Annotated in this window: 11 protein-coding genes; 8 read left to right on the plus strand and 3 right to left on the minus strand. The window is 66.8% G+C overall.

Translation table 11 applies throughout. From position 1 onward, the window contains the following. Together VF794_RS20410 and VF794_RS20415 are read left to right on the plus strand one after the other, a co-directional pair. On the plus strand, positions 1-267 hold a 267-nt coding region (locus VF794_RS20410; protein WP_331112903.1), incomplete at its 5' end, for a hypothetical protein. 43 nt (positions 268-310) lie between these two features. Then, entirely contained in the window at positions 311-3,808 is a 3,498-nt protein-coding gene (locus VF794_RS20415; protein ID WP_331112905.1) for a protein kinase domain-containing protein, read from the plus strand. 29 nt (positions 3,809-3,837) lie between these two features. Here VF794_RS20415 and VF794_RS20420 read toward each other — a convergent pair whose 3' ends face one another. After that, positions 3,838-4,410: a tRNA-uridine aminocarboxypropyltransferase gene (locus VF794_RS20420; protein WP_331112907.1), complete on the minus strand. Its 573-nt coding sequence runs from the start codon at positions 4,408-4,410 to the stop codon at positions 3,838-3,840. Positions 4,411-4,825: 415 nt separating this feature from the next. Between VF794_RS20420 and VF794_RS20425 the strand changes: the two genes are divergently transcribed. The 4 genes from VF794_RS20425 (at position 4,826) to VF794_RS20440 (ending at position 8,680) form a co-directional block, all read left to right on the plus strand. Next, positions 4,826-5,683 (plus strand): class I SAM-dependent methyltransferase, encoded by an 858-nt coding sequence (locus VF794_RS20425; RefSeq protein ID WP_331112909.1) that lies wholly within the window; start codon positions 4,826-4,828, stop codon positions 5,681-5,683. A gap of 38 nt (positions 5,684-5,721) precedes the next feature. Next, positions 5,722-6,534: a phytanoyl-CoA dioxygenase family protein gene (locus VF794_RS20430; protein ID WP_331112911.1), complete on the plus strand. Its 813-nt coding sequence runs from the start codon at positions 5,722-5,724 to the stop codon at positions 6,532-6,534. A 4-nt stretch (positions 6,535-6,538) separates the two neighbouring features. Further along, on the plus strand, positions 6,539-7,435 hold the full coding sequence (locus tag VF794_RS20435; RefSeq protein WP_331112913.1) for an RluA family pseudouridine synthase: 897 nt from the start codon (positions 6,539-6,541) through the stop codon (positions 7,433-7,435). 327 nt (positions 7,436-7,762) lie between these two features. After that, the gene (locus VF794_RS20440) at positions 7,763-8,680 is read left to right on the plus strand and encodes a hypothetical protein (protein ID WP_331112915.1); all 918 of its coding nucleotides are present in this window, start codon (positions 7,763-7,765) and stop codon (positions 8,678-8,680) included. Here the strand turns inward: VF794_RS20440 and VF794_RS20445 are convergent. Then, positions 8,667-10,004, minus strand: a complete 1,338-nt coding sequence (locus tag VF794_RS20445) for a hypothetical protein (protein WP_331112917.1) — start codon at positions 10,002-10,004, stop codon at positions 8,667-8,669. The genes VF794_RS20440 and VF794_RS20445 overlap by 14 nt on opposite strands. A 275-nt stretch (positions 10,005-10,279) precedes the next feature. Between VF794_RS20445 and VF794_RS20450 the strand changes: the two genes are divergently transcribed. Further along, positions 10,280-11,314 (plus strand): low specificity L-threonine aldolase, encoded by a 1,035-nt coding sequence (locus VF794_RS20450; RefSeq protein ID WP_331112919.1) that lies wholly within the window; start codon positions 10,280-10,282, stop codon positions 11,312-11,314. 79 nt (positions 11,315-11,393) lie between these two features. Here the strand turns inward: VF794_RS20450 and VF794_RS20455 are convergent, their stop codons facing one another. Continuing rightward, entirely contained in the window at positions 11,394-12,428 is a 1,035-nt protein-coding gene (locus VF794_RS20455; RefSeq protein ID WP_331112921.1) for a class I SAM-dependent methyltransferase, read from the minus strand. A 186-nt stretch (positions 12,429-12,614) separates the two neighbouring features. On the opposite strand from VF794_RS20455, the gene VF794_RS20460 reads away from it, so the two are divergent. Continuing rightward, a partial coding sequence (locus VF794_RS20460) for a penicillin acylase family protein (protein WP_331112923.1) occupies positions 12,615-13,625 on the plus strand: 1,011 nt, incomplete at its 3' end.

The raw sequence follows: 13,625 nt of genomic DNA on the forward strand, positions 1-13,625 counted from the left end.
AAAGAGGGGGCGGTCATCGGTGTACTGGACGGGAAAAGTCTTGGTCGACTTCTCAACCATTCCCGTTGGCCGCCCTCCTCCTCCGCTCAGTCTCTCTTCGCTTACCTGCCTGCTCTCCTCAAAATGGCGAAAGTCGAGTCAAAGGACCCGTTTCGTCACCTCGCGCTCTACGAGTCGCCTGACACCTTCGGCTCGCACTCCGAGGCAGATGCACGCCTTCACGCGGGTGCCATCGAGCCGCGCTCGGCTCATCGGTTCTTCGCCTGAGAATCCTTCCCGGAGAGGCGACTCCCGGTGTTCAATACGAACCGTGGGATCTACTTTTCTCGATGCCAATGCCGCATTCTCACGTGGCCTGCCGCGGATCTTCTGGGTCAACCAGGGCTTCAACTACGAGAAGGAGCGAGAGGGCGGCTATGTCCGCGCTCCCAAGAAGAACTCCAGAGGCGGTGAGTTCCCGCATTGGAAAAGGGTGAGCGAACTCAAGCCTGGGGATCTGCTCGTCCACTACTACTCCAAGAGGATCCGCGCCTTGGGGCGAGTGACTGCGGAGGCCTTTGGCACGGAGAACAGCGAATGGCAGGCCGCCGTCGAGTACTTCCCCTTGAAAGAGCCCATCGCAGTTGAAGCGATTGGCGACTCCTTGAGGCTGCTTCAGCCGCCCTCGGGGCCGATCACGCTCAAGGGCTCGATCAAGCAAGGGTATCTGTGGGACTTCACCGTAGAAGGTCTTGCCTTCTTGAGAAGCCTTTCGCTTGAGCAGTGGCCTGCGTGGGCAGACACTCTTGCACGAGATCAGAGCATTCAAAAAAGGGTCACGGAGGTATTGGCGACGGAGAGCCCGAGTCTCTATCAAGCCCCAACACAGGCTGCCTCCAACCAGGCGTCCTCCACGGCGCACGGCTCGGACGTCGCCATCCTGACGGTCATCCAGCCCGAGCTCTTCGCAGCACTCGAGGCGCTCCGCATTCCTGGCTCGCAGCGGGAGAAGGATGCGCAAGGGACTGTATTCTTCCGCGGCTCGCTTCGCTCGCATTTGACCGGGCGAGACTACCGACTCGTCGTGACGTGCGTGGGCGGCGCTGGCAACTACGATGCATCCGCAGCGGCGTATGACGTGATTGCGCATCATCGCCCGCGTGTACTGATCCTCATGGGCATTGCCGCTGGAATCCAGGGCAAGGTCCGAATCGGAGAGGTCGTCCTTTCCGAGCGCATCGTGGCTTATGAGCCAGGCGCCGTCGTTTCATCCGGCGATGGAGTTTCATCGAGGCTGGAGCACCGCCCCGAAATCGACCGGCTGCCGCACTCGATGAACCAGGATGTCATCACCTATAGGCCCGAGCCGTCCCGGCTTGACGCGCAGTTTCGTGGCCTGGGTGGAGTGATTCCTGCTGCGCCGACTGGCAAAGAGGAGGAGTTCCGAAGCCGTGTCGCCTCGACCATCACCGTGCGTGCAGCGACGATTGCCAGCGGAGAAAAGCTCCTACGCGATCCTGCAAAGTTCCGGGCTGTTCGGCAGGAGCAACATGGCAAGGTAGAGGTCGGTGAGATGGATGCTGCAGGCCTTATCGCTGCGTGCCGCCGCGCCAACATCCCGTGGCTGGTCATCCGGGGCATTTCGGACTTTGGAGATCAATTCAAGGATGATCGCTTCCACGAGTTCGCCTCCCGCGCCGCCGCGGTGGCACTCGCAGACTTCCTGGCCTATGGGCTCAATCTTCCCGAGAGTTCTCTCACGGATAGCGCCTCACTGAAGCCCACGCCCACCCCCCAATATCCCGATGAGCAGACCCGCCATTTGCTCGGTCGGCTCGAGGGAGCCAGGGCACGGAAGACCCGACTTCAAGCCTCTAGCGTCAACATTTCTCAGGTAGATCTGGAGATCCTATCGCTGCGCCGCCAACTCCGGGAGGGGGGACAGCTCCGAGCGGGTGACTCGCTGGGAAATGACCGCTACTTGTTGATCGAGGCCATCGGCCGTGGGGGCTTTGGCAACATCTGGAAAGCGCATGATCAGGCGACTCAGACGCTCGTTGCAGTCAAGGTGCTGCATACGAACCTGTCTGGCGATCTGGAGCGGCGGGAGCGTTTCTTCCGCGGAGCGCGCCGAATGGCGGAACTCCAACATCCAGCGGTGGTTCGGGTCCTCGAGCAACACGGAGAAGATGGTGGGTTCCACTATTTCGTCATGGAGTATGTGGTGGGGGGAAACCTCCGGCAAGCCGTGCTCCGGGGCGCTGTCACGCCGGACAAGATCGTCCCCATCATCCTCCGCGTCGGGGAAGCCCTTGCACTGGGGCACTCGAAGGGGATCATCCACCGCGACGTGAAGCCTGCAAACATCCTCCTGGATGAGCAAGGGCATCCCCTCCTCACCGACTTCGATCTCGTGGGTGCAGCCGACACGACGGGCGGTACCCGGACGGGGGCCATGGGGACCCTCGTGTACGCGGCACCGGAGTGCCTCGAGCGTCCCCAGGACGCAGATGCGAGGGCGGACGTCTATGGCCTTGGCATGACGACCCTTTTCGGGTTCCACGGAGCCGATCTGCCCTTCCACCAGATCATGAGAAGCCCCGAGAGCTTCCTCTCTCAACTCCCCTGTCCGCCACTGCTCAAGAGCGTCTTGCATCGCGCCACCAGCCTGGAACGCAGTGAACGCTACAAAGATGCCGGAGAGTTCATCGCAGAGTTGCAACGCACGCAGAGTGCCACCGAGAGCCGGATGAGCATGCAGCAGGCCCGGAGCGCGGCTCCTCAGGACACTCCCATCCGCATCCTCCACTTGAGCGATCTGCACGTCGAGGCCCACGCGGATCCCCTCAGCCTGCTTCAGCCGCTCGTGGCCGATCTGAGGGACAAGAGCGAGGGAGTGGGGAGCGAGGGCCTGGACTACCTGGTCATCTCCGGCGACATCACCCAGCGAGCAACGCCCCAAGAGTTCGAGAAGGCGCGTGAGTTCGTCTCCGCGCTCTTCCAGGAGTTTGGGCTGACATCCCAACGTTGCATCATCGTACCTGGAAACCACGATCTAGATTGGGAGACCGAGGTCTACACCTGGAAGAGGCAGCGGCAGGTGGATGTGCGTTCACTCGCGGTCGGCTCGTTTCGCGAGGCGGGAGACGGGTACAACGTCCGGCTCGAGGAGAAGTACCCAGAGCGTTTCAAGAACTTCTCCGAGCACTTCTACCATCCGCTCTTCCAGAAGCCCTATCCGCTGGACCCCAATGAGCAGTGCCTCTCGTTCCTCTTCAGCGAGTCGCGCCTCCAATTCCTCGCCATGAACTCGGCCTGGGAGATTGATGAGTACTTCCGGGATCGCTCCAGCATCTCCGCGAAGGCTCTCGCCCGGGGGCTTGCTACCGCGGACCAGGAGCTTGCCAAGGCCCGGGCGGACGGCAAGCTCGCCAAGGATGCCCGGGTCCTACGACTTGCTGTGTGGCATCACCCCATCACCGGCAACGAGAAGATCCAGGCAGACGCCTTCCTGGGCCAACTCCGGCAGGCCGGCGTCCGCCTCTGCCTCCACGGCCATGTTCACGAGGAGCAAGCAGAGTTGCTCAACTACCTCGACCCGAACCGAGGGCTGCATGTCATTGGCGGCGGCAGCTTTGGGGCTCCCACCCACTTGCGGCCAGAGTCCGTGCCCCGCCTCTACAACCTTCTGGAGGTGAGGAAGGACCTTCAGCAACTCCGGGTCAACACGCGGTGCTTGCGCAAGCAAGGAGGCGCATGGGAGGGCTGGGCGGTGTGGCCAGGCGAGAGCCCGGGAAGCCGGCGCACCTACTACGAGGTGCAGCTGTAGACGGGGGGTTGACGCGGAGGTGCGCCGGCTCAGTTCAGCGTCCCGCACTCGGCGATCCGCTGCACCCGAAGCGCGGCCAGTCGCTCCAGCGGCGCCGCCGCCTCCGCTCCCTCGAGCACCGCCACCGCTCGGGCGATCGCATCCAGGGTGGACATCCCGGATGGGTGCGTGGGCTCGCGGAGCCGGAGCGTCCCGGGCGCGGGCGGCGGCAGCACCAGCCGGGGCAGCGTCCGCAGCGCGGGGATCCGCTGGGTCATCCGCCGCGCCTGCGACCAGCTCCCGTCCAACACCACCAGCTGCCTCGGCGCGGGGGCGTCCGGCGGCGCGGTGGGGCCATCGGGGAATAGCAGCCAGGTGCCGGGCTCGGAGAGCAGCGCGGTATCGAAGGCCTCGTCCTGTGCGCCATAGGTGAGCAGCCTGGAGTTCACGAGGGCCAGCGCGGCTACCCGCCCGGTGTTGCTCTTCTTCCAGGTCTCCACCACGTGCTGGAGGAGGAGGATACGGGTGCGCGTCTCCACCCGGGGGATCTCGGCACACAGGCACAGGTGTGACGGGAGGTTGCAGCGGGAACAGCGGGGCTGGAGGGAGACGCGGGGAGACATCCTCCGGCATCGTGTTCCGCTGGCCGGGGAAAGAGAAGTGTTCGTTTCCCGCAGTCACGAGTCCTTTGAGACACCCTCCTTCGCTCGCCGGCCCACCAAGCGCGACAGGGGCCCTGTTCCGCCCGCGAGTGAAGGAAGACTCGACCTCGAAGCGGCGTTCTCCTCTGACGAAAAACGCTACGACCAGAAGTGAAACCGCCTGACCAGGCCCCTGGTCAACGGGAATCCAGGCACCTCTGGGCAAGCCGCGGAATAGACCGGGAGACGCGATATGCAGAGCTACGCACAAACGGAGTGCAACAGCCTTCGCGAAGCGGAGGTACCCGGACGAAGCAACTCGGATTGGAAAAGCCCTCCCTCCGCGCAGTTGGACCTGGCTCGGGCGGAAATCGCGAGCGGCGAGGTCTCACGAGGCATGCGGACCCTGTTCTCGACCTTGCAGGACGCGCGAGCCACGCTCGCCCCGGGAGACTGGCGGCGATTCTGCCTCGAGACCTGCCGCAACCACCCGATTCGAGACCTCCTCCATCAGGAGCCCTTCACGCGCAGAGGCTTCGAGAAGCCTCGCAACTACGCAGGGGACGCGGTGGTCCTCGATTTCGTCTACGAAGATCGAGCACCCGCGCGCTTGAGCCACACGCCCATCGGGGTTGAGATCAACCGCTTCCTGTGCGCGCAACCGACCATCACCGCGGTGCGAGAGCGCAGGGACCGGCTGGCCCAGTGGCTCGACAGGGTCTCCGGGCAGGCCCCTGACTCACGCGCCCTCGCGGTGGCGTGTGGCCATCTGCGGGAGTCCCAGCGCTCGCAAGCCGTGCAGGAGCGACGCCTGGGCGAGTTGCTGGCGCTGGACCAGGACATCCAGAGCCTGGGCGTCATCGACAGCGAACTCGGCCATCTCGCCATCAAGCCCGTCCATGGCTCCGTCAAGGAGATCGTGAAGAACCAGATCCGGTTCGAACAGCTGGACCTCATCTACGCGGCCGGACTCTACGATTACCTCAGCCAGCCCATGGCCATCCGCCTGACCCGGCTCCTGTTCTCGATGCTGCGTCCAGGGGGGCATCTCGTGCTGGCCAACTACGCCGATCCCATCGAGAGCTCCGCCTTCAAGGCGTACATGGAAGCCTTCATGGATTGGTGGTTGATCTACCGAGAAGAGTCCGATGTGGCGGGGTGGATGCAAGAGATTCCCAAAACACAGGTCCGGCGGAGGGAGCTCTTCCGGGACACGACCAACAACATCATCTATCTCGAACTCACCCGCCGCTGACGCGCCGAGGGACCTGGAAGGTCCGGGCCCCGCGTGAGATGGTCCAGTCCCCCGAGCAGCGCGAGGTGACGGTGTTACGAGCAGGAGCCGAGCGGTTGGATCTCAGCGTGGCGCTCGCGCGACTGGACACCGAGGGCTACGCGCCGCTCGGACGTGTGCTCGGGGACGACGGGCTCACCGCATTGCGCGAGCGCGCGGAGGACCTGATGCTCGGGCGCGTCGCCGATCCCGGGCTCTTCTTCCAGACGGACGCCCAGACGGGACACTACGAGGACGCCGGACTCGGCTGGCGGGGTCCCTCGCTCGCCTACCGGAAGATCGAGCGGCTGGAGAAGGACGAGCGCTTCCGCGCGTGGATCTCCAATCCGCTGTTCGAGCGGGTGGCGCGCGAGCGCATCGCGGGCGGCATCGCCCTCTACCGCGCCATTCTCTTCAACAAGGGAAACCCGGGCGGCGGAGCCATCCGCTGGCACCAGGATGGGGGAACCCTCTGGGGACTGAGCCAGGAGCCGGAGCTGCAGATCTGGACCGCGCTGGACGACGCCCCGGCGGGCGGTGGTTGCCTCGAGGTGGTTCCGGGAAGCCATCGCCAGGGCCTCGCGCGGCCCATGGGCGGGGTCATTCCGGAGGACCAGTTGCTGGCGCACAGGGCCGAGGAGCGTGCCGTCCCCCTGCCGGTCCAGGCGGGCGAGGTGGTGTTGCTCCACAATCACCTCTGGCACCGCTCGGGCCCGAGTCGCGAGGGGCACCGACGACGCGGCTTCTCCATCTGCTACATGAGCGCCGCCACGCGCTGCCTGCGCAAGAAGCGCGCTCCCCGGCAGTTCTTCCGCGTCTTCGAGGGGGGGTAGCGGCATGGCTTTCAATCAAGGCTATGCCTATCGCGAGCAGCTGGGTGCCCGGGCGCGGGGACAGCGCACGATCTCCTATCTCGTCGACGCCTACCGGCACTCCCCAATCGAAGTGTGGTGGGAGCGGCTCGCCCGGGGCGAGGTCCTGTTGGATGACCTCCCCGCGACGGGCGAGGAGCTGCTGAAAGCCGGCCAGTGGCTCGTCTGGAACCGGCCTCCCTGGGAGGAGAAGGAGACGCCGCGCGACTACTCGCTCGTGCACGAGGACGAGGCGATCCTGGCGGTCATCAAGCCGGGCGGACTGCCCACGATGCCGGGTGGAGGATTCCTCGTGAACACCCTGCTCCACCTCGTACGGGAGCGCTTCCCGGAGGCGAGCCCCCTGCATCGGCTGGGACGCGGCACCTCGGGCCTCGTGCTCTTCGCGCGCACGCACGACGCGGCGGCGAAGCTGTCCCGCGCCTGGCGCGAGCACGAGGTGGAGAAGCGTTACCGGGCCCTGTCGAGCCACGTGGCCACCCGGGAGTTCTACGACATCACCGCCCCCATCGGAGAGGCGGTGCATCCGGGCCTGGGCATGGTCCCCATGGCGACTCCAGGTGGGAAGGCCTCCCGGAGCCTGGCGCGCGTGCTCCAGCGGCGCGCGGCGAGCACCCTCTTCGAGGTGGACATCCAGACGGGCCGCTCCCAGCAGATCCGCATCCACCTGGCCTTCATCGGGCATCCGCTCGAAGGAGATCCCGTCTACGCCGTGGGAGGCGTGCCGCGCGCCGAGCATCCTGGACTGATCGGGGATACCGGCTACCTGCTGCACGCGGAGCGGCTGTGCTTCGTGCATCCGCTCACGGCGAAGCGGTTGGAGCTCCACGCCGCCATCCCGCGCGAACTCCTGGTGGAGTAGAACGCGCCCCCGCTCGGGGTGGTGACAGCAGTCACCAGGGATGACGGCAGTCACCAGCGGCCCGGGGCCCCACTGGTGACCGCGGTCACCGGGGAAGGGCTGGAACCGGCCTGGACACGAGTCGAATCAAGGACTTGTGATGCCGGTGGGCAGGATGCGTCCTCTGGCACACCTCCTGCTCTGGTGTCGGGAACCATGACCGGACGAATCGCTCCCAAGCTCCCCTCCCCTGGCCGTACCCCCACGAGGCCTTCCACCTCCCCCACCCCGTCCCCGACCAAGGCGAGTGAGGCCGCATCCTCCATTCCCACGCGGACGAATGGGCTCGTGCAGCCGCTGAGCGTGGGGAGCTACTCGTTCCCGTCCAAGCCGGACGGCGTCTCCCAGAAGCAGTTCGAGCGCCAGTCCACCTTGAAGCAGGTGGGCAACCCGAAGGAGAACGGCCTCGTGTTGGGCCGGGCGGAGCTGAGCGGCCAGTCCTACTTCGACCACGGGCCGGGCCGCCTCCAGGGACAGGCGAAGGGTCAGGCCTCCCTGACGGCGGCGGGCGGCCAGTTCGAGGTCAAGCACGAGGGACGGCTCGGCACCACCCAGGTGCGGGGCGAGTTCGAGGTGGGCGCCAAGGTGAAGGGCGAGGTGGGCACGAAGCTGTCCCGGCGGGAGGCCGCCGTGGTGGGCCATGCCAGCACGGAGGGCTTCGTCGGAGCCCGTGGGGAACTCCACGTCGAGCAGAAACAGGGCAAGCACTTCAGCCAGAGCCTGGACGGCTCGGTGAAGGCGGGCGCCGAGGCCAATGCCGTCGCGACGTTCGCCTTCGAGCCGAAGAAGGGCACCGCCATGGCCAAGGTGGGTTTCGGCGCGAGGGCCGGTGCCCAGGAGAGCGCCAGTGGTGAGCTCAAGTTGGGCGTGGTGCGGCTGTCGGGCGGCATCTCCGCGCAACAGGGCGTGGGCACGTCCTTCGGGGTAGGCGCCGGCATCCAGGACGGGCGCGCCATGGTCTCCCTCGACGTCGGAGCCGCCGTGGGACTGGGCGCGAGCGTCAACGTGGGCGTGGCGGTGAACACCCGGGCCATCGCGCACAACGCCCACGCCGCGGGCCACGCCGTGAAGGGAGCCGCGCATACGGCGGGCCATGCCGTGAAGGAGGCCGCGCATACGGCGGGCCATGCCGTGAAGGAGGCCGCGCACTCGGTGAAGGAAGGGGTCCGGCAGCTCGGCCACTCCCCCCGCCCTACGGCCCCCTGAGGACGGTCAGTCCCTGATCGGTGAGCACGAGCAGCATGCTCGGCGTCACGGTGGGTTCGTAGACGAGCTGCGAGACGCGTTGGCCGGACACCTGCCGCACCTGGGTCAGCGTCAGACCATCCGGCTCCAGTCGCCAGAGGCCCGCGCCATTCGTACCGATGTAGAGCGCGCCATCGTCCGTGGCCTTGAGCGCGAGGATTTGATTCGTCGGCAGCCCGGAGAGCTTCGACCAGTTCCCCGCGGAGCGTGTCTTCGGCGTCATCGCCCAGACGCCATACTCCGCGCTCCCCAGGTAGTAGCGACCCGAGGTGGTCTGCTCGAAGGCACGCCAGAAATCATCGGACGACTGGCCATTGAGCGCTTCGTTGAAGCCCTTGAACGTCCAGGGCGTGGGGCCGTCCCAGGTCTTCTCGCGGTCCCACTCCTCGAGCTTCCCACTGGGGACGAGCACTCCGAGCATCTGCTCGTTGGCGACGAGGACGTCTCCGTTCGGTGCGATGCCGAGCCCGTACATCGGCGGGCATTGAAGCGACTCATCCCGCGAACCGTCCGGATTCGTGGTGACGAGGTACCAGCCTGGATGCCGGTGGCTGTTGTACGTGAGCCCCTGGATGCGGGTCACTCCGTGGTTCGTCGTGATGTAGAGGTCGCCGCGATGCCGACCGCGCGCCACGCGAGCGCAGTTCAGGACGCTGCGATCCTCCTCGTAGTGAAAGTCGTTCGTGTTGTGGATGCCGATCTGCCTGCCCGCGTTCGACGAGCCGGTGGTGCGCCAGATGTGCTCCTCGAGCGCGACGGTCCCATCGGGCTGGAGGCGGACCGCATCGAGATCTCCCTTCTGGTACTCGGCGTAGCGCTCGGGCGTGTAGTTCACCTCGCCCGGCCCGGGGATGTACGTGCGCTGCGAAATCCCATCCGCCCGCCGCATCTCGTGAGTGCGATACCCCACGTACGCGCGCCCGGCCTCACCGCCGCAGATGACCGTCGAGTCGATCGCGAGCGAATCCCGACCGAACGGCAGGCGCGCCTGCCCCACGCCCGTGGTCCACGTCGGAGCCATATCTCCCGGGCGCAACACGCCGATGCGGTTGCCATCGAGCAACCAGAGGTTCAGCCCTTCATCGAGTCCAACGCTTCGCGGGGTGCCGACGCCAAACGAGCGCGTGTAGTCGAGCACCGCGTCCACCGGCCACGGGCCCGCATGCTGTTGTGGCTCGTCGGCATCGGGCTGCGTCCCCGCGTCCTCGTCCGGCGTGGAGGGAGGAGGAGTGCCGGCATCCCCTGAGGGAACGGGAGGTGTCTTCGGGGGAACTTCATTTCCCACCGGAGGACCGGGCTCCTGCTCCAGCGGTGGGTCGATTGTCCTGGTCTGGTCGGTGCAACCCACCGTGAGCAATGAAATGACCGCGAGTCCCGCTCCCACCGCGCCTGCGCGAATGCCCATCCGTAACCCCCGTCAACGGTGGCTTGTTCGCAAGTCCCGGGCCGATGGCTCCAGGGAACCCTCCAGGCGCGACGCGTTGTTCATTCGACAAGGCGGCGGGTTCGCGGGTACACGGGGCACTCTCCCGCGCCCCCCTCCCCAGGAGTGAAACACCGATGAATCCGAAGCGAGGCTTCGCCAGCGACAACAACGCCGGAATCCACCCGACGATCCTCGAGGCCATCGCCCGGGCCAACGTGGGCCACACCCTGGCCTATGGCGGTGATCCGTGGACCGAGCGCGCGGTGGCGAAGTTCCGCGAGCACCTGGGCGAGCACGTGGACGTGCACTTCGTCTTCAACGGCACCGGCGCCAACGTGCTGGGCTTGAGCGCGCTCCTGCGGCCGTACCACGCCATCCTCTGCGCCGAGACCGCGCACATCAACGTGGACGAGTGCGGCGCGCCGGAGAAGGCCATCGGCTGCAAGCTGGTGGACGTGCCCACCCCGAACGGCAAGCTGACCCCGGCCCTCGTGGAGCCGCGCATCCGCGGCCTGGGTGACCAGCACCACGTCCAGCCTCGCGTCATCTCCATCTCCCAGTCCACCGAGCTGGGCACCGTCTACACGCCCGAGGAGATTCGCGCGCTCGCGGACCTGGCGCACCGCCACGGCCTGTACCTGCACATGGACGGCGCGCGCATCTCCAACGCCGCCGCCGCGCTCGGCCTCCCGCTGCGCGCCATCACCACCGACTGCGGCGTGGACATCCTCTCGTTCGGCGGCACCAAGATCGGCCTGATGATGGGCGAGGCGGTGGTCGTCTTCGAGCCCCGGCTGGCACCCGATTTCAAGTTCCTCCGCAAGCAGGGCATGCAGCTCGCCTCGAAGATGCGCTTCGTGGCCGCCCAGTTCGAGGCACTCCTCACCGACGACCTCTGGCTGAAGAGCGCGCGCCACGCCAACGTCATGGCCGCGCTGCTCGCCCGGGAGGTGTCCTCCATCCCCAGGGTGCGCCTCACCCGGTCCACCGAGGCCAACGGCGTCTTCGCTTCCCTTCCGGCGGACCTCATCCCCAAGCTGCAGCAGCACACGTTCTTCTACGTCTGGGACGAGGCCACCTCCGAGGTGCGCTGGATGACGTCCTTCGACACCACCGAGGAGGACGTGCGCGGCTTCGCCGCCAGACTGCGCGAGCTGGTGGGCGGATAGTTCCCCCATCCGCTCTCTCAGGGACCCGCGGGGGGGCGAACCCGGTTCGAACCGGGCTCGCCGCCATCCTCCAGCGGCGCTACTTCTTGCGGCTGATGATGATCCGCTCCGGCCCGATCGTCTCGTGCACCTCGTGGCCGGTGAACCCGGCCTCGTCGAGCAGGCTCTTGAGCTCGTTCACGGTGTAGGAGTCACCACCGGGCGTGGTGGACAGCATGACGATGGGGAAAGTGCCCGCCGCGGGAGGGGTGACCCGGTCGTCGTTCGGCATCAGGTCCAGCGTGAGCAGCTTGCCGCCCGGCTTCAGGGCGGCCCCCATCTTCCGCATCAGCGTCACGATCCCCTTCGGATCGAAGTGGTGGAAGAAGTTGGTGGCGAGCACCAGGTCATAACCGGTCCCGTAGTCCACCTCGAAGGCATTGCCCGGGATGGTGCTGTACCGGTCGGAGACGCCAGCCTTCTGGGCGTTCTCGCGTGCCACGACCAGCACCGGCTCCCACTCGACCGCGGTGATGTGGGCCTGGGGGTTGCGTTTGGCGATGGCCACGCCGTGGACACCGTGCCCCGCGGCCACGTCCAACACGCGCTGGGGGGTGCCAGGGCTGGCGACGAGACCCGCGAGCTTCTCGGAGACGGGCCCCAGCAGGGCCGCCATGGACCGGGCGAAGCTGACCCAGACCGGATTGTCCGGGAACAGGCTGCCCTCTCCGGCCCGGTACGCCGTGCCGCCCTTGCGGACCGACTCGGTGAGCACCGACATGGCGGACAGCATGAAGTCCGAGATCAGGAAGTGGTGCATCTCCCCCATGTAGACGGGGGAATTCTTGTTCAGGAACAGCTCCCCTCCTCTCGGCAGGGAGTACTCCTGGTCCTTCTTCTTCAGGAGGCGATTCACCACGAGGTAATCACAGAGGATGCGGATGCCGCGCTCGGAGGCCTTGCAGCGCTGGCCAATCTCCTGGACCGTCTTCTTGCCCTCGGCGATGGCGGTGAAGACCTCCAACTCCAGGGCCGTCTTCAGGGCCGCGGACTTGTGAAACGAGCTCATCAACTCCCAGATGTGGAACGGTGCCACCTCGAGCTCTTGCTCGGGCTGGACGGGAGTGTCGGACATGGGGGCTCCTTGAAAGAGCGCGGAGGGGGTCTCCGGGCGGGACCGGGATTTAGTCCCGGTTCGATGAGCCGAGTCCAGCCCCGCCTGGACCCCGGGCCGCCCTCGCATTGTTCACCGAGCCCGAGGGCGCGGTGCCCTCGGCTTTCGAGTCCCGGGCGGGCCTATGTACCCTTCAGGCCTACTCCCATGCACACTTCCCCTCCCTTTCTCCTGACCCTGGCCCTGGTGGCCCTCACGGGCTGCCCGGACTCGCAGCCTCAGCCACAGCCACCCGAGCCCCGTTACCGGGCCACCATCCGTCGCACCGCCCACGGCATTCCCCACATCACCGCCCCCACCCTCGGCGGCGTGGGCTTCGGCCAGGGCCATGCCTTCGCCCAGGACCATGCCTGCAGCCTGGCGGATCAGATCATCAAGGTTCGCGGCGAGCGCGCCCGCTTCTTCGGGGCAGGCCCCGGGGACGCCCACCTCTCCAGCGACTTCGCCTACCACGCGCTGGAGCTGCTCAATCGCGGACGGGCCGGCCTCGAGACCCAACCCGAGGACACCCGCCAGCTCCTCCAGGGGTTCGCCGACGGCTACAACCACTTCCTGGAGAGCCCTGGGGCCACGCGGTTGCCCTGCGCCGGGCAGCCCTGGCTGCGCCCCATCGGCGCGGACGAGCTGATGGCCTACCTGCTCAACATCTCCCTGACGGCCAGCGGCTACCGCCTCATCGATGCCATCGCCGCCGCTCAACCTCCCAGCCCGCAGGGCGTGCAGTCGCTGCCGCCCGCGCTGCCGCCGCGCGAGGAGGCCGGCCTCGCCAGCAACGGCTGGGCTCTTGGCGCCGAGCGATCGGCCAACGGGCGCGGCATGGTGCTGGCCAACCCGCACTTCCCCTGGGAGGGCGAGCTGCGGCTGTGGGAGAGCCACCTCACCGTGCCGGGCGTCCTCAACGTCTACGGCGTGGGCCTCATGGGCGTGCCCGGCGTGCTCATCGGCTTCAATGAGAACGTCGCCTGGACGCACACCTTCTCCGAGGGCCAGCGCCTCACCCTCTATAGCCTGCGCTTCGTCGCCGGCAGCACCACCCGCTACGTGTACGGCTCCGGGGAGCGGGAGCTGACGGCCCGCCCGCTCACCCTTCAGGTGCTCCAGCCGGATGGCTCGCTCCAGGACGTCTCGCGCACCATGTACAGCAGCCACTACGGGCCG

This window comes from Archangium sp. (genome assembly GCF_036389735.1).
Classification (GTDB): Bacteria; Myxococcota; Myxococcia; order Myxococcales; family Myxococcaceae; genus Archangium.